Origin of the sequence: Streptomyces sp. NPDC023838 (assembly GCF_040639555.1) — a bacterium.
In the GTDB taxonomy this organism is placed as follows: domain Bacteria; phylum Actinomycetota; class Actinomycetes; order Streptomycetales; family Streptomycetaceae; genus Streptomyces.
Genome location: NZ_JBFAAD010000005.1, coordinates 108,417 through 132,000, shown reverse-complemented (window position 1 = coordinate 132,000; position 23,584 = coordinate 108,417). Strand labels below are relative to the sequence as shown.

The 23,584-nt window shown below is 71.8% G+C and carries 19 protein-coding genes; 6 read left to right on the top strand and 13 right to left on the bottom strand.

Annotated elements, in window-relative coordinates; all coding sequences use genetic code 11:
* Positions 1 to 314: 314 nt before the first annotated feature.
* Positions 315 to 1,337 carry an endonuclease/exonuclease/phosphatase family protein gene (locus AB0G17_RS08405; protein WP_361377514.1) on the top strand — a complete coding sequence of 341 codons (1,023 nt, stop codon included), beginning with the start codon at positions 315 to 317 and terminating at the stop codon, positions 1,335 to 1,337.
* A 210-nt stretch (positions 1,338 to 1,547) separates the two neighbouring features.
* Here the strand turns inward: AB0G17_RS08405 and AB0G17_RS08400 are convergent, their stop codons facing one another.
* The 3 genes from AB0G17_RS08400 to AB0G17_RS08390 form a co-directional block, all read right to left on the bottom strand.
* Entirely contained in the window at positions 1,548 to 3,296 is a 1,749-nt protein-coding gene (locus AB0G17_RS08400) for an NAD+ synthase (RefSeq protein ID WP_361377511.1), read from the bottom strand.
* Positions 3,297 to 3,492: 196 nt separating this feature from the next.
* Positions 3,493 to 5,163, bottom strand: a complete 1,671-nt coding sequence (locus AB0G17_RS08395) for a multicopper oxidase family protein (RefSeq protein ID WP_361377508.1) — start codon at positions 5,161 to 5,163, stop codon at positions 3,493 to 3,495.
* Between the two features lie 66 nt (positions 5,164 to 5,229).
* Positions 5,230 to 5,640, bottom strand: a complete 411-nt coding sequence (locus tag AB0G17_RS08390; RefSeq protein ID WP_361377505.1) for a DUF6153 family protein — start codon at positions 5,638 to 5,640, stop codon at positions 5,230 to 5,232.
* 72 nt (positions 5,641 to 5,712) lie between these two features.
* On the opposite strand from AB0G17_RS08390, the gene AB0G17_RS08385 reads away from it, so the two are divergent.
* Entirely contained in the window at positions 5,713 to 6,390 is a 678-nt protein-coding gene (locus AB0G17_RS08385) for a DUF998 domain-containing protein (RefSeq protein WP_361377502.1), read from the top strand.
* Positions 6,387 to 7,211: an alpha/beta hydrolase gene (locus AB0G17_RS08380; RefSeq protein ID WP_361377499.1), complete on the top strand. Its 825-nt coding sequence runs from the start codon at positions 6,387 to 6,389 to the stop codon at positions 7,209 to 7,211. Before AB0G17_RS08385 ends, AB0G17_RS08380 begins: the two co-directional genes overlap by 4 nt.
* 454 nt (positions 7,212 to 7,665) lie before the next feature.
* Here AB0G17_RS08380 and AB0G17_RS08375 read toward each other — a convergent pair whose 3' ends face one another.
* The 5 genes from AB0G17_RS08375 to AB0G17_RS08355 all read right to left on the bottom strand — a co-directional run bounded on the left by AB0G17_RS08375 (position 7,666) and on the right by AB0G17_RS08355 (position 13,576).
* Positions 7,666 to 9,579 (bottom strand): S53 family peptidase, encoded by a 1,914-nt coding sequence (locus AB0G17_RS08375; RefSeq protein ID WP_361377496.1) that lies wholly within the window; start codon positions 9,577 to 9,579, stop codon positions 7,666 to 7,668.
* Positions 9,580 to 9,776: 197 nt separating this feature from the next.
* Positions 9,777 to 10,397 carry a DUF305 domain-containing protein gene (locus tag AB0G17_RS08370; RefSeq protein WP_361377493.1) on the bottom strand — a complete coding sequence of 207 codons (621 nt, stop codon included), beginning with the start codon at positions 10,395 to 10,397 and terminating at the stop codon, positions 9,777 to 9,779.
* Positions 10,394 to 11,053 carry a DUF3105 domain-containing protein gene (locus AB0G17_RS08365; protein WP_361377490.1) on the bottom strand — a complete coding sequence of 220 codons (660 nt, stop codon included), beginning with the start codon at positions 11,051 to 11,053 and terminating at the stop codon, positions 10,394 to 10,396. The genes AB0G17_RS08370 and AB0G17_RS08365 overlap by 4 nt, the downstream gene beginning before the upstream one ends.
* A 76-nt stretch (positions 11,054 to 11,129) precedes the next feature.
* Entirely contained in the window at positions 11,130 to 11,468 is a 339-nt protein-coding gene (locus AB0G17_RS08360) for a hypothetical protein (RefSeq protein ID WP_361377487.1), read from the bottom strand.
* A gap of 134 nt (positions 11,469 to 11,602) precedes the next feature.
* Positions 11,603 to 13,576: an amino acid transporter gene (locus AB0G17_RS08355; protein WP_361378054.1), complete on the bottom strand. Its 1,974-nt coding sequence runs from the start codon at positions 13,574 to 13,576 to the stop codon at positions 11,603 to 11,605.
* A 227-nt stretch (positions 13,577 to 13,803) separates the two neighbouring features.
* On the opposite strand from AB0G17_RS08355, the gene AB0G17_RS08350 reads away from it, so the two are divergent.
* The 3 genes from AB0G17_RS08350 to AB0G17_RS08340 all read left to right on the top strand — a co-directional run bounded on the left by AB0G17_RS08350 (position 13,804) and on the right by AB0G17_RS08340 (position 16,103).
* Positions 13,804 to 15,165, top strand: coding sequence for a glutamine synthetase family protein (locus tag AB0G17_RS08350; protein WP_266978977.1), 1,362 nt, complete (start codon positions 13,804 to 13,806; stop codon positions 15,163 to 15,165).
* 105 nt (positions 15,166 to 15,270) lie between these two features.
* Entirely contained in the window at positions 15,271 to 15,615 is a 345-nt protein-coding gene (locus AB0G17_RS08345) for a VOC family protein (RefSeq protein WP_361377484.1), read from the top strand.
* Between the two features lie 128 nt (positions 15,616 to 15,743).
* Positions 15,744 to 16,103, top strand: coding sequence for an isomerase (locus AB0G17_RS08340; protein WP_361377481.1), 360 nt, complete (start codon positions 15,744 to 15,746; stop codon positions 16,101 to 16,103).
* Here the strand turns inward: AB0G17_RS08340 and AB0G17_RS08335 are convergent.
* The 5 genes from AB0G17_RS08335 to AB0G17_RS08315 all read right to left on the bottom strand — a co-directional run bounded on the left by AB0G17_RS08335 (position 16,100) and on the right by AB0G17_RS08315 (position 23,561).
* Positions 16,100 to 17,164, bottom strand: coding sequence for a TolB-like translocation protein (locus tag AB0G17_RS08335; RefSeq protein WP_361378051.1), 1,065 nt, complete (start codon positions 17,162 to 17,164; stop codon positions 16,100 to 16,102). The genes AB0G17_RS08340 and AB0G17_RS08335 overlap by 4 nt on opposite strands.
* Positions 17,165 to 17,178: 14 nt before the next feature.
* Positions 17,179 to 18,450, bottom strand: coding sequence for an MFS transporter (locus AB0G17_RS08330; protein WP_361377478.1), 1,272 nt, complete (start codon positions 18,448 to 18,450; stop codon positions 17,179 to 17,181).
* A 1-nt stretch (position 18,451) separates the two neighbouring features.
* On the bottom strand, positions 18,452 to 19,342 hold the full coding sequence (locus tag AB0G17_RS08325) for an alkaline phosphatase family protein (protein WP_361377475.1): 891 nt from the start codon (positions 19,340 to 19,342) through the stop codon (positions 18,452 to 18,454).
* Between the two features lie 217 nt (positions 19,343 to 19,559).
* A complete protein-coding gene (locus AB0G17_RS08320) occupies positions 19,560 to 22,550 on the bottom strand; it encodes a bifunctional [glutamine synthetase] adenylyltransferase/[glutamine synthetase]-adenylyl-L-tyrosine phosphorylase (RefSeq protein WP_361377472.1) in 2,991 nt (996 codons plus the stop codon).
* A 99-nt stretch (positions 22,551 to 22,649) separates the two neighbouring features.
* Positions 22,650 to 23,561 (bottom strand): phosphatase PAP2 family protein, encoded by a 912-nt coding sequence (locus AB0G17_RS08315; protein ID WP_361377469.1) that lies wholly within the window; start codon positions 23,559 to 23,561, stop codon positions 22,650 to 22,652.
* Positions 23,562 to 23,584 lie beyond the last annotated feature (23 nt).

The window sequence follows — 23,584 nt, the reverse complement described above, 5'->3', positions numbered from 1 at the left end:
ACGGCTCCTGTTCGTCATCTCGAAGCGCCCTGACGGCGTCTCCGGACCACTTCCATGGTGGCATCCCACCCCCGCCGACGGGAAGTGGGTGCCTAGGTCACGCAAATCGGTCAGGTAAATACGTGAGCTTTGAACCACCTAGGCCCGCAAATGTGCGCGTTTCGTCACAGCCACCCCTTCGGCCGTGACCTGCTGGAACCCGGCGCGGCGCCCTGTCGTCATCGAGGCAGTACGACGACAGGGAAAGCCGGCCTCCATCGCCTAGGGTCATCGGTGCGGCGGAGTGCGAACGGCAAGGCAGTGAGGACGACGGTATGACGCGGGCGTACGTGACGGAGACGGGAAGCGGCAGCGCGGAGGGCGAGCGCTCCGGATCCCGGGTCCGGCGCCTGCTGGACGGCTGGAAGGGCGACCCCGGCATCTGGCGGCGCGGCCTGGTCCTGGCCGGGCTCGCGGTGCTGATCGCCCTGGTCATGCTGGTCCACGCGAAGGTCCCCAATCGGATCGGCAACCTGGGCAGCCTCACGGAAACCTTCCTTCCGTGGCTCGGCCTCTTCGTCCCGGTGCTCCTGGGCCTCGCCCTGTGGCGCCGCTCGGCGACCGCGCTGATCGCCCTGGTGCTCCCGGCGGTCGTCTGGCTCAATTTCTTCGGCGGGCTGCTCACCGACAAGGAGAGCAAGGGCGGCAACCTCGTCGTCGCCACGCACAACGTGAACGCCGACAACCCCGACCCGGCCGGCACCGCCCGCGAGCTCATCGCCTCCGGCGCCGACGTCCTGGCCCTGGAGGAGCTGCCGGGCAGCAGCGTGGACGCGTACGCGAAGGCGCTGGGCGGGACCTACCCGCACCACTCGGTGCAGGGCACGGTGGGCCTGTGGTCCAGGTTCCCGCTGAGCGACGCCGAGCCGGTCGACATCAAGATGGGCTGGACCCGCGCCATGCGGGCCACCGTGAGCACGCCGGCCGGCCAGGTGAAGGTGTACGTGGCGCACATGCCCTCGGTACGGGTGAAGCTGAGCGCCGGGTTCACCGCGCGCCAGCGGGACGCCAGCGCGGACGCCCTGGGCGACGCGATCGCGAGCGAGCCGCTGAAGAAGGTGGTCCTGCTCGGCGACCTCAACGGCACCATGAACGACCGCGCCCTGAACAACATCACCTCGCAGATGCGCTCCACCCAGGGCGCGGCGGGCAACGGCTTCGGCTTCACCTGGCCCGCGTCGTTCCCGATGGCCCGGATCGACCAGATCATGGTCAAGGGCGTCGAGCCGAAGTCGTCGTGGACGCTGGGCAGGACGGCGAGCGACCACTTGCCGATCGCGGCGCGGCTGAAGGTCTGAGCCGACGGCTGACGGCTAATGGCTGACGGCTGACAAATCACAGCTGTCAGCCGTCAGTTGTCAGCTGACAAACAGCAGCCGTCAGCTGACAGATAACAGCCGTCAACCGTCAGCTGACAGATAACAGCCGTCAGCCGTCAGATAACAGCCGTCAGCTGTCAGCTGTCAGCCGTCAGATGGCAGTTGTCAGCTGACAGACGTTGTCACCCGTCACACCTTCTCCCGCCACCGATTCGTGATCGGCAGCCGCCGGTCCTTGCCGAAGCCCTTCGCGGAGATCTTGGTGCCCGGCGGGTACTGGCGCCGCTTGTACTCGGCGGTGTCGACCAGCCGCAGCGTCTTTGCCACCAGCTCCGCGTCGAACCCCGCCGCCACGATCGCCTCGCGGCCCTGGTCGCGGTCGACGTACATGGCGAGGATCGCGTCCAGGACCGGATAGTCCGGCAGCGAGTCCGTGTCGACCTGGTCCGGGCGCAGCTCGGCGCTGGGCGGCTTGGTGATCGAGTTCTCCGGGATGGGCGGGACCTCGCCCCGGGCGGCCGCCGCCTCGTTGCGCCAGTTGGCGAGGCGGAAGACGGTCGTCTTGTAGACGTCCTTGATCGGGCCGTACGCCCCGACCGAGTCGCCGTACAGGGTCGAATACCCCACCGCCAGCTCGGACTTGTTGCCCGGCGCGAGCACCAGGTGGCCCTCCTGGTTGGAGATGGCCATCAGCATGGTGCCGCGCAGCCGCGACTGGAGGTTCTCCTCGGCGAGCCCGGTGAGGCCGAGCGAGACCATGTAGGCGGTGAACATCGGCTCGATGCTCACCGTGCGCAGGTTCAGTCCGGTGCGGCGGGCCAGCTCGGCCGCGTCGCCCTTGGAGTGGTCCGAGGAGTACTTGGACGGCATCGACACGCCGTACACGTTCTCCGCGCCGAGCGCGTCGCAGGCGATCGCGGCGACGAGCGCCGAGTCGATGCCGCCGGACAGGCCGATCAGGACGGACTGGAAGCCGTTCTTGGTCACGTACGCGCGCAGCCCCGTGACCAGCGCCGAATAGACCTCCTCGTCATCGTCGAGGCGGTCCGCCTGCCCCCCGGTCAGCTCCGGCTCGTACGCCGGGACGGGCTCCTCGGAGAGGGTCACGTGCTCGATCCGCAGACCGTCGTCGACGGTCCCGGACGGGACCGGGCCCGCGGCCGGAAGCTCCAGGTCGAGCAGGACGCAGCCCTCGGAGAACTGCGGGGCGCGGGCGACGACCTCGCCGTCCCGGTCGACGACGATCGAGTCGCCGTCGAAGACCAGGTCGTCCTGGCCGCCGGTCATCGCCAGGTAGGCGGTGGTGCAGCCCGCCTCCTGGGCCCGTTTGCGGACCAGTTCGAGCCGGGTGTCGTCCTTGTTCTGCTCGTACGGCGAGGCGTTGATGGAGACCAGCAGCCCGGCCCCGGCGGACCGGGTGGCCGGGACGCGGCCGCCGTCCTGCCAGAGGTCCTCGCAGATCGCGAGGGCCACGTCGACGCCGTGGACCCGGATCACGGGCATGGTGTCGCCGGGTACGAAGTACCGGAACTCGTCGAAGACGCCGTAGTTGGGCAGGTGGTGCTTGGCGTATCTGAGCACGACCTCGCCGCGGTGCAGCACGGCGCCCGCGTTGCGCGGGGCGCCCGCGGGCTGGCCGTAACGGGGCTGCGCGGCCGACCGGTCGAGATAGCCGACGATCACCGGGAGCTCGCCGAGGCCCTCGGCGGCCAGCCGCGCCGCGAGGCCGGTCAGCGCCTGCCGGGACGCCTCGACGAACGACGACCGCAGCGCCAGGTCCTCGACCGGGTAGCCGGTCAGCATCATCTCGGGGAAGGCGGCGAGGTGCGCCCCCTGCTCGGCGGAGTGCCGGGTCCAGTGCACGATCGCCTCGGCGTTCGCGGCGATGTCGCCGACGGTCGAGTCGATCTGATTCAGAGCGAGACGTAGTTGAGGCACCCCGCCAGTGTAATCGTCAAAGCGACGCGATGGGGGGTCGAGCGAGGGCGCGGCGCCCCCGCTCCACCCCACCGGCGGCCTGTCTCGGCCCACCGGCGGCCTGTCTCGGGCCTACCAGCAGCCTGCCTCGGCTCACCGGCGGCCTGTCTCGGGCCACCAGCAGCCTGCCTCGGCTCACCGGCGGCCTGCCTCGGGCCTACCTCTGGTAGCCGAGGACCGTCATCATCCCCGCCTCCGAGTGGTAGACGTTGTGGCAGTGGACCATCCACAGCCCCGGGTTGTCCGCGTCGAAGTCCACGGTCAGGGTCCGCCCCGGCAGCACGACGGCCGTGTCCTTGCGGGCCCCGCCCGCGCCGCCCGCCAGCGCGAACGTATGGCCGTGCAGATGCACCGGGTGCCACATCGACGTCGTGTTGGCGAAGACCATCCGCACCCGCTCGCCCGCCCGCACCGGGTGCCGCGCGTCCGGCCGGTACGGCTTCCCGTCGAAGGCCCAGTCGTACTTCGCCATCCCGCCCGTCAGCGTCAGCTTCACCGTGCGGTCCGGCGCCTTCGCGGGCAGCGCCACGGACGCGTCCGGCGCGAGCCGGTCGGCTGTGAGCAGCCGCCCGGTCAGCTCCTTCGGGCGTACGGAGGCGCCGGGCGCGGCCCCGTCACCGGTACGCAGCACCGCGAGCGCCGCCGCGTTCTTCCCCTCGGCCTGTGCCACCAGCGGGAAGACCCCGTCGCCCGCCGTGACGAGCACGTCGTACCGCTCGCCCATGCCGAGCAGCAGCGCGTCCGTGGTGGTGTGCCGGACCGGGAAGCCGTCCGTGTGGGTCACCGTCAGCTCGTGGCCGCCGAGCGCCACTCGGAAGGCGGTGTCCCCGCCCGCGTTGATGATCCGCAGCCGGACGCGGTCGCCCGGCTTGGCCGTGAAGGAGGAAGGAGCCTGCGGCGTACGGCCGTTGACCAGGTAGTACGGATACGCGACGTCGCCCGCGTCCCCGCCGAGCGGCTCGCTGCTCGCGCCCATGAGCATGCGGGAGGGGCCGGCGGGGGGTGTCTGCGCCGGCGTGCCACCTGTGCCACCCGTCCCACCTGTGCCACCCATGTCACCCATGCCGCTCATGTCGTGGCCGGAGTGGTCCATGGAGCCGCCGGATCCGCCCCCCATCCCCATCCCCTTCCGCAGCTCCGCCAGCACCGCGTCCGGTGTCGAGCCGTCCACCCCGTCGACCCAGTCGTCCAGGACGACGACCCACTCCCGGTCGTACGCCAGCGGCTCCTTCGGGTCCTCGACGATCAGCGGGGCGTAGAGCCCCCGGTCCTGCTGGACGCCGGAGTGGGGGTGGAACCAGTAGGTGCCGGGGTGGGCGACGGCGAACCGGTAGGCGAAGGACGCCCCCGGCGCGACCGGCCGCTGGGTGAGGCCCGGCACCCCGTCCATGTCGTTGCGCAGGGCGAGGCCGTGCCAGTGCAGTGAGGTGGGCTCGGGGAGGTGGTTGGCGAGGGTGAGCGCGAGCGTGTCGCCCGCGGTGACCCGCACCTCCTGTCCGGGCAGCCGATCGCCGTACGCCCAGGAGCGGACGGTGCGCCCGCCGCCCAGGTCGAGCGGGGTGGCGGTGGCGGTGAGCCGGACGGCGCGGACGGGCCCGGAGCCGCGCCGGGCCTCGGCGGCGGCGACCTCGGGGCCGGCGGGGTCGACGAAGCCGGAGGGGGTGGCCGACGGCTTGGAGCCGTGGCTCATGCCGTCCATGCCATCCATGCCGTCCATTCCGTCCATTCCGTCCATGGAGTCGGATCCCGAGCAGGCGGCGAGCAGGGCGCCGCCCGCGACGGCGGTGGTGGCGCCGAGCACGGCGCGTCGGGTGGGGTGTGCGGACATGACTGTGCACCTCGTGGTGTGGGCGTGCGGAAGTGGTAGGGGACGCGTCTCCTGCTTCGCGCGCTCCTACTGGCGCAGCACCGACAAGGCGGCGACGGAACTCCCGTAGGGAGGGGGAGGGTTGGGCCACGGGGGCCGCAGGGTCCGGCCGCGTACGACGCCGTTGTCCGCCGTCCGGCCGCGCGACGACAGCAGCCGTACGGCGAGCAGCGCGATGCCCCACGCGCCGAGCACCGCGAGACACACCGACCCGGGGTCCATCCCGCTCATGGGCTCGTGACGGGGAGCGGCGGCCTGGTGGTGACCGGCGGTCGCGGGTGCGGCCATGGTCATGGCCATGGCCGTCGGGGAGTGCGCCCCGGCCGCCGCCGGGTGCTCCGCGGGATGCCCGACCGTGTGCATCGTAAAGATGCCGAAGAGCAGCGCGGCGCAGAGCAGCAGCTGCCCGTACGCCGTCGTCCTCCTCGCGGTCACCATGGACCGCACCTTACCCCCACCCGGTATGGCTCGACGGGCGGGGGAGGTGGAATACGTACCATTGGCGCCACTATGCCCCTTGATCGTTCACGTGTCCGGCCGGTGGTGGTCCTGCTGGCGCTCGGCGCGCTCGCGTACACGGCGTGGGTGCTCGAAGTGGTCCTCCACACCGGTCTCGACCCCGTACAGACGTACGTGAGCGAGCTCGCCGCGGCCGATCAGCCGCTCGGCGGGCTCTTCCGCGCGACGGACCTGACGGCCGGGGCGCTGGTGTTCTGTGGGGCGGTGTGGGCGCTGTGGTGGTGCGACCGGCGGCCCTGGTCGGTGGTCGGGTGGTGGGGGCTCGTCCTGTTCGGCGCGGCGACCGTGGCCGACGCCCGGCTCCCGCTGAGCTGCGCGCCGACCGTCGACCCCGGGTGCGCGGCGCGCGAGACGGCAGGTCTGGTCCCGGCCACGCACGCCGGGCACGCGGTGAGCAGCAGCCTGGCGATGGCCGGCGCGCTGGTGGCGGTGGTGGCGCTCACCGTCGCGGCCCGCCGCTACGGCCGGTGGGCGGTGCTGGCCCGGGTGGGTCCTCTGCTCGTGGTGCTCGAACTGGCCGTCACCGTCTGGACGCTGGCCGCCATCGCCGCGTTCGAGGCCGGGCGCGGCACGTGGTCGCTGGGTGCCGGGCAGCGGGCGCAGGTACTGCTCGTGGCGGTGTGGCTGGGGGTGCTCGCGTACGCCGTCTCGCGCGAGAATCGAGTATGACGTTCGTACGGATCGACGGGGTGCCGCACCACGTGGTGGTGGCGGGGAGCGGTCCGCCCGTGCTGCTCAGCGCGGGCCTGGGCATGGCGTGGTTCGACTGGGACGAGGTGGCGGCGCTCCTCGCCCCGCACCGCACGGTGGTCCGCTTCGACCGCCCCGGCCACGGCCTCTCCGGCCCGGCGACGGCCCCGCCGACGGCCTCGGGGGAGGCGGACCGGATCGCGGCCGTCCTGGACGCGGTGGGGGTTTGCGGGCCGGTGACGGTGGTGGGGCACTCGATCGCGGGGTTCCACGCGGAGGCCTACGCCCGGCTGCATCCGGCCCGTACGGCCGCGCTCGTGCTGGTGGACTCCAGCGTGGAGCCGGAGGCTCGGGTGGGGGTGTCTGCGCGGGTGGTGTCTGCCCGGGTGGCCGGGGCGGTGCTGGCGGGGGTGGGGGCGCCGGCCGCCCTCGGGCCCCTGCTGCGCCGGGCCACGGTCCGCCTCTCCCGCACGGGCGGGTCCGATCCGGCGCCTCGTTCTCTGGTCCGCCGCTGCTACCGCTCGTCGCGGGTGTGGCGGGGTCTGCTCCTGGAGAACGCCCGCTACCGGCCGGTCGCGGCCGAACTCCTCACCCTCCGCGACCACTTCCCGCTTCCGCCGGTCCCGGTGACGGTGCTTGCGGCGGGCACGTCCGCGTCCTGGCTTCTCCGCCAGCGGGGCCTGGCGGAGGCGTTGCGGGGTGATCTGCGGGTGGCGGAGGGGGCGGGGCACCTGGTGATGCTGGATGAGCCGGGTGCGGTGGTATCGGCGGTGTTGAGCCCCTCCCCGCCCCTTCCCTAAACCCTCCGGGGGTGGGTGGGGGTGAAGGTGATTTCCCGGGGGCTACGCCCCCGGACCCCCTTTGCGGGGCCTGCGGCCCCTGCACCCCGCCCCGAGGCTCCGCCCCTGCACCCCGCCCCGGGGCTCCGCCCCTGCACCCCACCCCGGGGCTCCGCCCCGGACCCCTGTTTGTCTGCGGGTCGCGTACGGCTGAGCGCGCAGTTCCCCGCGCCCCTGAGGGGGTTGAACCTGGGGCGCGGGGAACTGCGCGCTCAGCCCCCGCCGGTCCGCAGACGAACAAGGGGGTCCGGGGGCGCAGCCCCGGTATGCGCGGCCCGGCCCGGCCCGTTACCCGGCCTCCCGGCCAGGGATTTGGGGAAGGGGCGGGGTGGGGTAAAAAACCCCGCCCCGGGACCGAAACCGGCCCCAGGGCGGGGGTGTTCACGCGCAAGCCGGACAGCCGGCCACGTCGTGGCTAGTGGTGGCGGCCGTAAGACGCCACGTAGCCACGCGACGGCGTGCCCACGCCCGTCACGTCGTCGTAGCCACGGACCGCGTGCAGCGAGCTGTCCTTGCCCAGCGTCCGCACGGACGTCGCGAGACCGCCCGCCGCGTCGACACCGTTCACGAAGTCCACCCGCGCCACCGCGAGGTCACGCGCACCCAGCGGGTGATCCGTGACGTCGTGGTACAGCGGCGACCCGTACCGCGCGTAGATCGACGGGTTCGCGAACCCGATCGGGAAGTGCCGCGCCTGCTGCGCCAGCGCCTGGACGCCCGCGATCACCGGCGCCGCCAGCGACGTACCGCCGATGCGGTACTCGTCGTACTTCACCGCACCGTCGGGGAACGTCTGCGTCTGGCCGACCAGGAACCCCGTGTTGGGGTCCGCGACCGCCGCGATGTCCGGGATCGTCCGCATGCGAGCGGAAGAGCCGTTCGCCTTCGCGAGCGAGTCGGGCACCACGCCCCGCTGGTAGAACGGCTGCTTCACCGTGGAGCTGGTGCCGCCGCCCGCACCCGAGGTGTACGCGCCCGGGAAGTTCGTCCAGCTCTTGCCGTCCGCCGCCAGCGAGGCCTTCAGCGTGCCCCAGCCCGTCTCGAACTTGTACGTGTCGCCCTTGCCGACCGCCAGCGACGTGCCGCCGACCGCCGTCACCCACGCCGAGTTGGCCGGGGTGTCGACCTGCTTCTTGCCGGTGTTGGCGACCTCGTCGCCGTCGTCGCCGGAGGAGAAGTAGAAGCCGATGCCCTCGACCGCGCCCAGCTTGAACGTCTGGTCGTAGGCCGCCGCCACGTCCGGCGTCTCATTGGCCTCGATGTCGCCCCACGAGTTGGAGACGATGTCGGCCAGGTGGTTGTCGACGACCTTGTTCAGCGCGTCGAGCAGATCCGGGTCGTTGCAGGACGCGCCCGCCACGTACACGATGTCCGCGTCCGGCGCGACCGCGTGCACGGCCTCGACGTCGAGCGACTCCTCGCCGTACCAGCCGGCCGCGTCGCACGCCTCCACGCTGTTGTAGTCGGCGGGCTTCACCTCGCTGTACTGGCCGTGCTTGTACGACTTGTCGCCGTTGCGCAGCGCGTACTGCTGGGCGTCCTTCGCCATGGTCGGCGAGGCGTACGCGTCGGTGATCGCGACGGTGACGCCCTTGCCGGTGTAGCCGCCGGCGCCGTACGCCGCCCGCAGCTGCTTGCCGGTGTACCCCTTGACCGCGTACGGGATCTTGGTGCCGTACGCGTCCGGCAGGGTGGTGGCGATGTTCGAGCCGTAGTACGTCGAGAACGGCCCGGAGTTCTTGAAGGCGGCGCCCGGCCCGGGCAGCGTCTCGTGGTGCGTCGCCTTGTGCGGGGCGTTGTCGAGACCGGTCACGGTGAGCACCGCGTCGGCCAGCGCGCCCGGCGCGGAGGCGGTCTTCACCGGGGCGCGGTACGTGCGGGCGCCCTTGCGGTAGTTGTGCAGCTGGGTGGCGAACGCCTTCTCGGCCGCGGCGACGTCGCCGGAGACCGAGATGTAGTGCGCGTTGCTGCCCGTGACGGTCAGCCCGGCCAACTTCAGCCAGCTGGTGACCGCCGCGATCTGCTCCTTGGTCGCCCCGAAACGCTGCTGCGTCTGCGCGGCGCTCAGGTACTTCCCGTACGACGCCGAGTTCGGGTCCGAAACCGCCGCGGCGTACGCGGCGAGGCCCTTGGCGTCACGGCCCGCGAGGTAGACGCGCGCGTCGACCTTGCTGCTGTCCGCCGTGGCGCCCTGGTCGGCGGCGCCGGTGGCCCACGCGGGCTTGGTTCCCGTGAGGGCGGCCCGCCCGGACGGCACGGGGTCCGCCGCGTGGGCGGACGGTATGCCGAGAGCGAGCGCGCCGGCGAGCAGAGGCAGTGTCGCTGCCATGCTCACGGCACGCCGCCTGGTGCGGCCTGTTCTCATGTGACCCCCTGCTTGAGGCTTTCACTGGACAGCGTCACTCTGGTGACGATCGGTTCATGCAGGGGGCATGCCTATGTCAAGAGAAACCCAAGTCCCGCCCATGAGGCGGGACTTGGGTCCGTTTTGATGGCGTTGGGAAGGTGTGGTCCCCTAAGCCCGGGTTACGTGCGTGCCTTCAGCATCTGTGCCATCAGGTCGATCTCCGACCGCTGCGAGTCGACCATGCCCTGCGCCAGAGCGCGCTCCACCTCGGTGGTGCACTTCTGGGCGCAGCCCTGGGCCATGTGGACGCCGCCCTTGTGGTGCTCGGTCATCAGCTGGAGGTAGAGGATCTCCGCCTGCTTGCCGTCGGCCTTGCGCAGCCGGTCGAGCTCGGTGTTGGTCGCCATGCCGGGCATGAGGGCGCCGTCCGCGCCGGGCTCGCTGCCCATGCCCATCCAGGCCATCGGCAGCTGCTCCGGCTCCGACTTGGGCAACCCCCACAGATCGAGCCAGCCGAGCAGCATGCCCCGCTGGTTGGCCTGGGTGTTGGCGATGTCGTACGCCAGGCGGCGCACTTCCTCGTTCTGGGTGCGGTCGCGCACGATGAACGACATCTCCACCGCCTGCTGGTGGTGGATGGCCATGTCGCGCGCGAAGCCGGCGTCCGCCGAGACGGCGGTCGGCGTGTGCGCGGCGGGCTCGGAGTCACCGTCGCCGGTGGCATTGGCGACCGTGGCCACCGTCGCGAACACCAGCGCCGCCACGACCGCCGCGAGGGAAGCCCAGTAGGTGCGGTTCACTTCTGGTCCAGCCCGCCCGTGCACGCCGCGCCCGGCTCCGGGGTCTGCGCGCCCTGCACGTACTTGGCGAAGAACTGGCTGACCCGCGGGTCGTCCGCGCTGGTCACGGTGACCTGCTTGCCCCACGCGCTGAGCATGATCGCCCCGGCCTGGTCCTGGTACGGGCTCATCAGTGAGTACGGCGTCTTGGAGACCTTGTCGGAGAGCTTCTGCACATCGGCGGCGGGCGCCTTGTCGTTGTACGTCACCCACACCGCGCCGTGCTCCAGCGAGTGCACCGCGTTCATGTCCGGGACCGGCTTCTTGTAGACGACGCCGCCGCAGTTCATCCACACCTGGTCGTGGTCGCCGCCGACCGGCGGCTTCATCGGGTACGACACCTTCTTGGAGACGTGGTTGCGGGTGAGCTTCTTCGGGTCCCAGTCCTTCTCGCCCGCGATGGTCGCCTTGGCGTCGGCGGCCTTCTGGGCCTGCTGCTTGTCCTTGTCCGCGGACTCCTTGTTCAGCAGGTAGGCGCCGAAGCCGACGAGTCCGACGACGATCGCCACCGACACGGTGACCGCGACGATCTTGTTGCGCCGCTCGCGAGCCTGCTCGGCACGGCGCATCTCGGCTATCCGCGCCTGGCGCGAGCTCTTCGTTTCCTTGGTGGCCATGGGGGCTCAAGTCCTTCTGGTGATGGGGAAGTCGGGGAGGTGTCAAAAACCGTCAAAGACCGCACAACCAGTGGAGCTACGTCCGCAGCACCTGAAGGACATGAAGGCCGGGCGCCCGTGGCCGGGCTCCGCCCCGGACCGGCGCCCCCGAGGGGCGGACCGCGGCGGTCCGTACCGCGTGCGCGCCCCCCGGCGCCGAAGTGTCGAGCGGCGGCGGCGCGGTGAGCACGGCCGGGTCCGCGTGCGGGAAGAGCCCGCAGTCGCGCCGGTCGCTCGGACAGCTGTACTGCGCCGCGCCGCTCACCGGTACGGCGTGCTGGGCCCGGGGGACGGGGTCGGCGCTCGCCGTGCCACCCGCGGTGAGGCAGAGGAAGAGCGCGGCGAGGAGCGTCGCCATGGCGCTCAGCAGCGCCACGGGACGTGTGATGCCAAGGCGTCGCACTCCCCCCATAGGCGCAGATGCTAGGCGAGGGAGCGCGCCGCGCGGCAGGGTGGGGTCGGCCAAGATCCGGCCACCCGGCCGGAACCGGGCCCGCGCCCCTCCGCCCGTCAGCCCACGTGGACGCGCGGACGCCGCTTCAGGTCCGGCTCGGCGCGCCGCAGCACCTCACGGGTGACCGGGGCGACCTCGCCGTCGCCGAAGACCAGGAAGCGCAGCAGATGGCTGAGCGGATGGCCTTCGGTCCAGTTGAAGTAGGCGTGCGGCACCTCGCCGGTGCGCTCGCGCACCTTCATCATCACCGCCGCGATGGTGTTGGGCACCACCGCGCCCTCCACCCGCAGCCTGCGCACCCCGTGCTTCTCGTCGCCGTGCACGGTCAGCTCGGTGGTGAAGTCCGAGGAGTTCTGCACGAACACCTCCAGGAACAGCACCGGCCGCCCGTCGGGGATGTGGGTCTCCTCGCGCTGGCTGTACTCCTTGGCGCGGTACTCCCGGGTGCTGTGCTCCTGCGGCTCGTTGGCGATCAGCCGCAGCGGGCCGCTCTTCGCCGCCTCGTCGATGAACCGGCCCGCCGCCTCGTCGAAGGTCACCTCGGTGGCCCGCAGCTCGAACGCCCGGTGCACCCGGGACGCGAACGACGAGAGCAGGATCGCCAGGATGAACAGCAGCGCGATCTTCAGTCCGTCGGGCCGCTCGATGACATTGGTGACCAGGGTGTACGCGAAGACGGCGGTGATGGTGGCGAACCCGAGGGCGGCGGCCCGCTTGCCCCGGTGCAGTACGGCGACGGTCGAGGCGAACGCGGCCGACAGCATCAGGACGAGCACCCCGGTCGCGTACGCGCCGCTCTGCGCGTCGACGTCGGCGTCGAACCACCAGGTGATGAAGAAGGCGATCGCCACGAAGAGCAGCACCAGCGGGCGCACCGCGCGGGTCCACTCCGGGGCCATGCCGTAGCGCGGGAGGTAGCGCGGGACGAGGTTGAGCAGCCCGGCCGTCGCCGACGCCCCGGCGAACCAGAGGATCGCGATGGTCGACACGTCGTACACCGTGCCGAAGGCCTCGCCCAGGTGCTGGTGGGCGAGGTAGGCGAGCGCGCGGCCGTTGGCGTCGCCGCCCGTCTTGAACTCCGCCTCCGGGATGAGGATCGTCGTGGCGAGGCTGGAGACCAGCAGGAAGCCGCTCATGACGAGGGCCGCGGTGGTCAGCAGCTTGCGGGTGTCGCGGATGCGGCCGAGCGGCTTCGCGTACGTGTCGGAGGCGTCGCCGGTGATCTGCGGCATCACCGCCACGCCCGTCTCGAAGCCGGACATGCCGAGCGCGAGCTTGGGGAAGACCAGCAGGGCGACGCCGACCATCGCCAGCGGCGAGGAGTGCTCGGCGCTCATCGCGTGCCACCAGTCGTTCACCACGACCGGCTCGGTGGCTATCTTGCCGACGGCGGTGGCGAGTACGACCAGGTTGAGCGTGAGGTAGACCGCGACCAGGACCACGGCGACGCCCATGGCCTCCTTGAACCCCTTGAGGAAGACCGCGCCCAGCGCCGCGACCAGGGCCAGCGTGATCCAGAGGTTGGAGCCGTGCAGCCAGTCCGGGGCGAAAGGATTCTCCACGACGTGGGCCGAGGCGTCCGCCGCCGAGAGCGTGATCGTGATCATGAAGTCGGTGGCCGCGAAGCCGAGCAGCACCAGGACGAAGATCTTCCCCGCCCACCAGGGCAGCAGCCGCTCCAGCATGGCGATGGAGCCCTCGCCGTTGGGGGACTCCTCGGCCACGCGCCGATAGACCGGCAGCGCGCCGAGCAGGGTCAGCGCGATCAGTACGAGGGTGGCCATCGGGGAGAGCAGTCCGGCCGCGAGGGCCGCGATGCCCGGCTGGTAGCCGAGGGTGGAGAAGTAGTCCACACCCGTCAGGCACATCACCCGCCACCACGAGTGGCCCTTGTGCTCCTGCGGCGGGGTGCCGTGCGGTCCGGGGTGGCGCGCGGAGTGCTCGGACAGTCCGTCGAGGAGCCAGGCCCGCCAGCGGCGGACGGCGGGCTCCCGCGCGGGCGTTGCGGCGACGGTATCCGGGGGCTCCATCTGGGTGCCGGTCATGCTTCGGTTCTCCCACGTTTCTGCGTACGACGAGCAGCGAGTATCCCCCACGGCCTCGCCCCACACGGAACCCGGTGCGACTGTGGGGAGGTGACGTGCGGCAGGTCATAGAGGGTGCGTAATGTGGCGGTAATCCCGGGCCCTGATACTGATGTCTCCCCCTCATGCCCGGGCGGTGGTGCACAGGCCGTCTGAACTGCAAGGATGTGGCTATGGACAAGCAGCAGGAGTTCGTGCTCCGCACCCTCGAAGAGCGTGACATCCGGTTTGTGCGTTTGTGGTTCACCGATGTGCTCGGCTTCCTGAAGTCGGTCGCGGTGGCTCCTGCCGAACTGGAGCAGGCGTTCGACGAGGGCATCGGCTTCGACGGATCGGCCATCGAGGGCTTCGCCCGGGTGTACGAGTCCGACATGATCGCCAAGCCGGACCCGAGCACGTTCCAGATCCTGCCGTGGCGCGCGGAGGCCCCGGGCACCGCGCGGATGTTCTGCGACATCCTGATGCCCGACGGCTCGCCGTCCTTCGCGGACCCGCGCTTCGTCCTCAAGCGGATCCTCGCCAAGACCTCGGACCTGGGCTTCACCTTCTACACCCACCCCGAGATCGAGTTCTTCCTGCTGAAGGACAAGCCGCTGGACGGCACCCGCCCGGTGCCCGCCGACAACTCCGGCTACTTCGACCACACCCCGCAGAACGTCGGCATGGACTTCCGCCGCCAGGCGATCACCATGCTGGAGTCGATGGGCATCTCGGTCGAGTTCAGCCACCACGAGGGCGCCCCGGGCCAGCAGGAGATCGACCTGCGGTACGCGGACGCGCTCTCCACGGCCGACAACATCATGACGTTCCGCCTGGTCATGAAGCAGGTGGCGCTGGAGCAGGGCGTCCAGGCGACGTTCATGCCGAAGCCGTTCTCGGAGTTCCCCGGCTCCGGCATGCACACCCACCTCTCGCTCTTCGAGGGCGACCGCAACGCGTTCTACGAGTCGGGCGCCGAGTACCAGCTCTCCAAGGTCGGCCGCTCCTTCATCGCGGGCCTGCTCAAGCACGCCGCCGAGATCTCGGCCGTCACCAACCAGTGGGTCAACTCCTACAAGCGCATCTGGGGCGGCTCGGAGCGCACGGCGGGCGCGGGCGGCGAGGCCCCCTCGTACATCTGCTGGGGCCACAACAACCGCTCCGCGCTGATCCGCGTGCCGATGTACAAGCCCGGCAAGACCGGCTCCTCCCGCGTCGAGGTCCGCTCCCTGGACTCCGGCTGCAACCCGTACCTGGCGTACTCCCTGCTCCTCGCGGCCGGCCTCAAGGGCATCGAGGAGGGCTACGAGCTCCCGGCGGGCGCCGACGACGACGTCTGGGCGCTCTCGGACTCCGAGCGCCGCGCGATGGGCATCGAGCCGCTGCCGCAGAACCTGGGCGAGGCGATCTCGCTGATGGAGCGCAGCGAACTGGTCGCCGAGACGCTCGGCGAGCACGTCTTCGACTTCTTCCTCAGGAACAAGAAGCAGGAGTGGGAGGAGTACCGCAGCGAGGTCACGGCGTTCGAGCTGCGGAAGAACCTCCCGGTGCTGTAGACGCGTTCGGGTGACGCCGGCGGGCGCGTCCGGCCGCCCGGGTGTGTCATGGCAGGGGCGGCCGGAAGCCGCTCCTGCCGTACGCACCGCGAGGAGCACATCCCCATGACCCAGGGCCTGAAGACGATCATCTACCCCGTCAAGGACATCGACCGGGCGAAGGCCCTGTTCGGCGGGCTGCTCGGCGCCGATCCCGTGATGGACGAGCCGTACTACGTGCAGTTCAACGCGGCGGGCCAGGAGATCGGCCTGGATCCCAACGGGCACGGCAAGGGGATGACGGGGCCGGTTCCGTACTGGCACGTCGACGACATCAAGAAGAGCGTGAAGGCCCTGCTCGACGCGGGCGCGGAGTCGGTCCAGGACGTCCAGGACGTGGGCGGCGGCCGGCTGACGGCGTCCGTGAAGGACCCCGACGGGAATCTGATCGGGCTGATCCAGCCCTCCTGAGGCACCCGCCGACGGGCCCGCCCCCGCCCCGGGCGGGCCCGTCGGCGCGCCCGGGAATAGCGCCCGGCGGCGGCCGGTTGCCGCTGCTGAGAGCCAGCCGGTTCTGCCGTGCGACCAGAGGATTGAGCATGCCCTTCGTCGATGTCGAGTACTCGGAACGTCTCACCGGGACCTTCGACCGCCAGGCCTTCGCGCGCGAGGTGCACGCCGCCGCGCCGGCCATCGTCGACGCCCCGGCCGAGGCCTTCAAGTCGCGCTTCCGGCGGATAGAGGAGTCGTACTTCGGCGAGGGCGAGGACGACATCGACGCCGTCTTCATCCAGCTCTCCATCCTCACCGGCCGCACGCGGCAGACCCGCGAGCAGCTCGCCGAAGCGGTCCGCGACATCGCCCGCAAGCACGCGACGGCCCCGGAGGGCCGCCGACTGCACGTCCTGGTCGAGGTCCGCGAGATGGAACGCGAGTCGTACCGCTCCCACAAGGACTAGGACGCGTCCGGACGAGATCCACCGGAGGGGCCTTGGCCGCGCCCCAGATACGCGGGCGCCAGCCCCGCCGTCAGCAGGCGGCGGGGCGCGCCCGTGCCGTCCGCCGGCAGCGTGTAGAGGTCGGCCCCGTAGTCGCCCGGCAGGGAGTACGTGACCGTGTGGTCGTCCTGCCACACCAGCTGGTCGTCCACGCTGCGCGGCTCCGTCAGGGCCGTCTCGCGCATCGTGGCGAGGTCCAGGACGTACAGGCGCCAGGGGGCGTCCGCCGGGAGGCCGGGGACACGCTTCTTGAAGGCGAGGCGGGTGCCGTCGGGGGAGAGGGACGGGCACTCCAGGTTGGTGCGGAGCGTCGTGACCTTGCGGGACGGGAGGTCGCCCCGGACCAGGTACGTCTTCCTGCCCGTCGCCATCGTCGCGTAGAAGTGCTCGTCGTCGGCGAACGTGACGCCCCAGAAGTTCACGTCCGAGGCGTGGTACGGGTGGCCGTCGCGCTCGATCGCGAAGTCCTCCAGGGTCTTGGTCAGCTCGCCGGTGCGGGTGTCCAGGATCGCCGTGCGGGTGGAGAAGTCGGTGCCCGCGTACGAGTCGCCGCCCACGAAGACCGTCCAGGCGGCCAGATGTCCGGACGGCGAGACCCGCGCCCGGGTCGGGATGCCCGGCAGGCTGTAGTGGGCGCGCTCTTCGAGCCGCGCGTCCAGGATCACCGCGCCGTAGCCGTCCCGCACCGTGCCCCGCTCGGCCCGCAGGCACACCCCGGTCCCGGCGGCGGCGTAGAAGCGCAGGCACTTCACCCCGGAGGCGGTGCGCGGCCCCGACGGGTCGGCGGCCGGGACCGTGGCGAGCTCGTCGCGGTGCGGGCCCCAGGCCATGTTGCGGAAGACGATCCGGCGGCCGGAGGACGGGGCGAGCGAGACCTGGCCGCCCTCCACCGGCGGGCCGCCCGCCTGCACCTGGTTCTTGCGGTCCTCGCGGCCCGCCGCGTGCAGCACGGACGCGGTGGCCACGCCCGCGAGGACGACCAGGGCCGTCACGAGGACGATCAGTTTGGTGCGGAGAGTCATGTGGGTCACGCGGGTCATGCGGGCCTTCCCCCGTCGGTCTCGGACACGTCCGCCGGGCGCAGCAGCACCGCCCCCGCCGCGCATACCGCGAGCGCCACGGCCGCCGTGCCCAGCGCGGTGCGGTCGCCCCACGCCGTCCAGGCCGCGCCGAACGCGATCGAGCAGACGAAGCGGGCCGAGGCCTGGCCGGTCTGGATCAACGCGAGCCCGCTGGAGCGGAGTTCGGCCGGGACGGCGCCCGCAGCCGCGGCCATCAGGACGCCGTCGGTCGCCGCGTAGAAGAGACCGTGCAGGGCGAGGACGACGTACGGGAGCGCCGCCCCGGGCCGGCCCGGGAGCAGCAGGGCGTACGCGCACAGCAGCGCCGCATGGCCGCCGAGGAAGACCCGCCAGCGGCCCACCCGGTCGGCGAGGCGGCCCAACGGCACGGCCAGCAGCAGGAACGCGGCCGCGGTCCCCAGCGGCAGCAGCGCGAACCAGCGGTCGGGCACGTCCAGGCGCCGCTGGAGCAGGAGGTAGACGAAGGAGTCGCTGACCGTGGCCAGGCCCAACAGCAGGGCACAGAGCGCGAGTCGGCGCACCTCGCGCTCGCCGAGCAGCGCCAGTGCCGCCCGCAGCGAGGCGCGCGGCGCGTCCGGGGCCCGCTCGGCGGCGGCCGTACGCGCGGGCACGAACAACACCAGGACCAGGACGCCCACCGCCGCCACACAGAAGCTCACGGTGAAGACGGCGTCGTATCCGTCCACCGCCTGACGGAGGATCAGGAACGCTGCCAGCGGGCCGAGCAGCGCGCCCGCCGTGTCCATCGCGCGGTGCACGCCGAACGCCCGCCCGCGCGTCTCGGGCGCCGAGGCCAGCGAGATCATCGCGTCGCGGGGCGCCGTGCGCAGCCCCTTGCCGGTCCGGTCGGCCGCGAGCACCGCGCCGATCACCGGCAGTGAACCCGCCACCAGGAGCAGGGGTTTGCACACCGCCGACAGGCCGTAGCCGAACACGGCCACGGCCTTGTGGCGTCCGCCCCGGTCGGCCAGATGCCCGCCGACCAGGCGGACCAGCGCGCTGAAGCCGTTGTAGACGCCGTCCAGCAGCCCGAAGCCGAGCGGGGACAGGCCCAGGCCCGTGACCAGATAGAGCGGCAGGACGGCGGTGACCATCTCCGAGGAGACGTCGGTGATCAGGCTGACCGCGCCGAGCGCGAGCACGGTCGGGGCCACGGCGGAACGCCGCCCGGGGGTGAGCCGGGCGGCGGGGGCCGCGGGAGAGCTGCGGCTGTCTGCTACGTACACGTCAGGAGGCCCAGATGCCCGTGATGTCCGAGGCGTTGGCGGCCTGGCCGGCGTGCGTGGTGCCGTACATGTCCTCGATCGTGCGCAGCACGTTGTAGTGGTTGTACGTGGTGGAGGACGACGAGCCCGGGATGACCTGCTGGCCGTAGAAGACCGTCGCGATCTTGTTGCCCGCGAGCCGGTTGTCCTCGTCGAAGGTGACGACGAGCAGGCTGTTGTGGGTCTTGGCCCAGTCCGCGTACGCCTTCAGGTTGTTCTTCAGCCAGGTGTCCCCGGTCGAGACCGAGCAGTCGTGCATGTCGCTGCACAGGTTCGGCACGACGTACGAGACGGTCGGCAACGTGGTGAAGTCCGTCGGGAACTGCGCGAGGGTCTTGGCGCTGGAGGTCGGCACGTTGGAGAAGCCGAACCACGGGTTGTGCTTCTGCGCGTACTTGCCGCTGCTGCACGTGGTCGAGCCCTGGCTGGGCAGCGACTCGTTGTAGCTCGCCCACGTCTTGCCCTGGGCGATGACCTCGGAGGCCAGGTTGGGCGCGGAGGAGAAGCCGACCTTGACGCAGCTGTCGTCCGTGATGCCCTGTGTGGAGCCGGAGAACATCGCGTAGTAGTTGGGCTGGCTCGGGTGGGTCTCGGCGAACGACTGCGTGAGGTTGGCGCCGCCGCTCTTCAGCGAGTTGATGTACGGGGCGCTGGAGCTGCCGATGACCTGGTTGTACGCGTGGTTCTCGAAGACCACGACCACGGTGTGGTCGGGGGTGGGCACGGCCGCCGTCGTCGAGGCGGCGGACGTCCCGCCGAGCCCGGCCCACAGGCCGGCGGACGCGGCGGCGAGGCCGACGGCGGAGAAGAGGGCGGTGCGGGTACGGCGGCGGGGTATGGACCAGCCGGACACGGCGGTACCTCCGGTGAGGGGGGATGTGGGGGGCGGTGCACCGTGAGGTTAGGGGTGGGGTGTGGAGACCGGAAGATCCTTGCGGGTGAAGGTAGTGGGAACGAATGGGGTCGTTCGTTGTCCGCGGGCCGGTGGGGGCTGGTCGCGCAGCGGCACTCAAGGGGCGCGGGGGACTGCGCGACCAGTTGGGGACGGCCCGCAGCCGCGCTCAAAACGGTTATGCCCCATAGAAGAGGCGTTCCACCACACCCCGCGCCCGCCGCGTGACCCGGCGGTAGTCGTCCAGCATGTCCCCGACATGACCGGGCTCGTACCCCAGATACCGGCCGACCGCCGCCAGCTCGCGCCCGTCCGACGGGAACGTGTCCCCGGGACGCCCCCGCACCAGCATCACCCCGTTCCGCACCCGCGTAGCCAGCACCCACGCGTCGTCCAGCGTCACCGCGTCCTCCGTGGAGATCAGCCCCGCCGCGTGGGCGGCCGAGAGTGCCTCCCGGGTGCGGGTGGTGCGCAGGCCCGGCTCGGCCCAGCCGTGCTGCATCTGGAGCAGCTGGACCGTCCACTCGACGTCCGAGAGGCCGCCGCGCCCCAGCTTGGTGTGGAGCGTGGGATCGGCGCCGCGCGGCATCCGCTCCGACTCCATCCGGGCTTTGAGGCGCCTGATCTCCCGCACCGCGTCGTCCCCGAGCCCCTCGGCCGGGTACCGCAGCGGGTCGATCAGCTCGACGAACCGCCGACCGAGCTCCGCGTCGCCCGCCATCGGCTCGGCGCGCAGCAGCGCCTGGCTCTCCCACACCAGCGACCAGCGGCGGTAGTACGCGGCGTACGACGCCAGGGTGCGTACCATCGGGCCGCTCTTGCCCTCCGGGCGCAGATCCGCGTCGATCAGCAACGGCGGGTCCGAGGTGGGGAGTTGGAGCAGCCGGCGCATCTCGGCGACGACCCGGGTGGCGGTCCGCGTGGCCTCCTGCTCGTCGACGAACTCGCGCGGCTCGTGGACGAACAGGACGTCCGCGTCCGAGCCGTAGCTCAGCTCGTGCCCGCCGAAGCGGCCCATGCCGATGACCGCGAACCGGGTGGGCAGGGTCTCGCCCCACTCCGCCCGCACGGCCGCCCGCAGCGCGCCCGCGAGCGTCGCCGCGTTCAGGTCCGTCACCGCGTTCCCGACCCGGTCCACCAGCGCCCCCGGGTCCTCCTCGGCCGGGCTCTCCTCCGTACCGTACGAGCCGATCAGATCGGCCGCGGCGGTGCGGAACAGCTCTCTGCGGCGTACGCCACGGGCCGCGGCCACCGCGCCCTCGGCGCTCTCGGAGCGGCCCACCGCGGCCATCACCTCCTGCTCCAGCGGCTCGCGCCCGCGTGGCCCCAGGCCCTCCGGGTCGCCCAGGATCGCCACCGCCTCCGGGGCGCGCAGCAGCAGGTCCGGGGCGAGGCGGCCGGCCGAGAGCACCCGAGCCAGGTTCTCGGCCGCCGCGCCCTCGTCGCGCAGCAGCCGCAGGTACCACGGGGTCTTGCCGAGCGCGTCGGAGACCTTGCGGAAGCCCAGCAGGCCCGCGTCCGGGTCGGCCGAGTCGGCGAACCAGCCGAGCAGGACCGGCAGCAGGGTGCGCTGGATGGCGGCCTTGCGGGTCACGCCCGAGGAGAGCGCCTCCAGGTGTCTGAGGGCCGAGGCCGGGTCCGCGTACCCCAGGGCCTCCAGGCGCTGCCCGGCCGCGCGCGGGCTGAGCCGGGTCTCGCCGGGGGAGAGCTGGGCGACCGCGTCGAGCAGCGGCCGGTAGAAGAGCTTCTCGTGCAGGCGCCGCACCACGGAGGCGTGCTTCTTCCACTCCCGGTTGAGCGTGCTGACCGGCTCGGTGCGCAGGCCGAGCGAGCGGCCCAGGCGCCGCAGGTCGGCCTCGTCCTCGGGGACCAGATGGGTGCGGCGCAGCCGGTACAGCTGGATGCGGTGCTCCATCGCGCGCAGGAAGCGGTACGCGTCGTCGAGCTGGGCGGCGTCCGCGCGCCCCACGTAGCCGCCCGCGGCCAGCGCGCCGAGCGCGTCCAGGGTGGTGCCGCTGTGCAGGGTCGCGTCACCGCGCCCGTGCACCAGCTGGAGCAGCTGCACGGCGAACTCGACGTCCCGCAGCCCGCCGGGCCCCAGCTTCAGCTCGCGGTCGACCTGCGCCGCCGGGATGTTGTCGACGACCCGGCGGCGCATCTTCTGCACGTCGGCGACGAAGTTGTCGCGCTCGGCGGCCTGCCACACCAGCGGCGAGACCGCCTCGATGTACGCGGCCCCCAGCTCCGGGTCCCCGGCCACCGCCCGTGCCTTGAGCAGCGCCTGGAACTCCCAGGTCTTGGCCCAGCGCTGGTAGTACGCGAGGTGCGAGGAGAGCGTGCGCACCAACGGGCCGTTGCGGCCCTCGGGGCGCAGATTGGCGTCGACGGGCCAGATGGTGCCCTCGACGGTGGTCTCGGAGCAGATCCGCATCAGGTGCGAGGCGAGCCGGGTGGCGGCCTGGAGCGCCTTGCGCTCGTCGGCGCCGTCCGCCGGCTCCCCGACGAAGATCACGTCGACGTCGGAGACGTAGTTCAGCTCGTGGCCGCCGCACTTGCCCATCGCGATCACCGCGAGCCGGCATATCGCGGCGTCGTCCGGGGCCGCGGTCCGGGCGATGGCGAGCGCCGCCCGCAGGGTGGCGGTGGCCAGGTCCGCGAGCTCGGCGGCCGTCTCGGCCACATCGGTCGTCCCGCACACATCGCGCGCCGCTATGGCCAGCAGGCATCTGCGGTAGGCGACCCGCAGCGACACCGGGTCCTGGGCCCGCGCGAGGCCCCGCTCGAACTCCGCGACCCCGGGGTGCAGGTCCACGGCCTCGTAGGTGACCAGCGCGTGCCAGTCGCGCGGATGCCGGGCCAGATGGTCCCCGAGCGCCTCGGAGGCCCCCAGGACCCCGAGCAGGCGGTCCCGCAGCGGTTTGGCGCTGATCAGGGTGTCCAGGAGCGCCTGCCGCTCGGCCGGGTCCTGCGCCTCCACGATCCGTACCAGGGAGGCGAGCGCCAGATCGGGGTCCGCGGTCGCCCCCAGCGCGTCCAGGAGCACCGGATCGGTCCGTACGGAGCCGAGCTCCGGGGTGTCGAGCAGCCGCTCGGCCTGCGACGGATCGGTGAAGCCGAACCGCAGCAGCCGTGTGAAGGTGCTGCTCCTGCGCCCCGGCACCGCCGTCATCCCGCCGCCTCCCACTGCACCGCGCCCGGCTCCGGCGCCGGATCAAGGTCGGATCCGAGCCTATCCGGAGCGGGCGCGGTCAGGGCAGGTGAGGAACGGCTACGCGCGCGTGGTCACGGTGACCGCGCGGCCGCGTGGCGTGTTCTCGACGCGCCTCGCCAGCAGGTGCGGCAGCTTGCCGTACCAGGCGTACGAGACGAGGAAGCCGAAGGCCAGGCACAGGATGCCGCCCACCGCGTCCAGCCAGAAGTGGTTGGCGGTCGAGACGATGACGACCAGGGTCGCCGTCGGGTAGAGCAGGCCGAGGATCCGCGCCCAGGGCGCCTTGGCGAGGGCGAAGACGGTCAGGCCGCACCACAGCGACCAGCCGATGTGCATGGACGGCATCGCCGCGTACTGGTTCGACATGTTCTTCAGGTCGCCCGAGGCCATCGAACCCCAGGTGTGGTGGACCACGACGGTGTCGACGAAGTCGCCGTTGTTCATCAGGCGGGGCGGCGCCAGTGGGACGAAGTAGTAGCCCACCAGGGCCACGCCGGTGGTGGCGAAGAGGATCAGCCGGGATGCCGCGTAACGGCCGGGGTGGCTGCGGAAGAGCCACACCAGGACGCCGATCGTCACCACGAAGTGGAGCGTGGCGTAGTAGTAGTTCATGCCGGTGATCAGCCATGCCACCGAGTTGACGGTGTGGTTGACGGACCGCTCCACAGCGATGCCGAGGTGCTGCTCCACCGACCAGATCCAGTCGGCGTTGTCGAGCGCCTGCGACTTCTGCTCGGGGACGGCGTTGCGGATCAGTGAGTACGTCCAGTAACTCACCGCGATCAGCAGGACTTCGAACCAGATCCGGGGGCGGCGCGGGGTGCGCAGCCGCTGGAGAAGGGTGGCGGGTGTTACCGGGACCGGCGTCGTCGGCGCTTCGGTGACGTGCTCTTCGGAGACGGGTGTGGGCGCAGCCGACGAGGCGGCCGACGGGGTGTCCGCCGTACCTTCCTGAGTCTTCACGGTCATTTCACCCATAGCGAGAGAGTCTG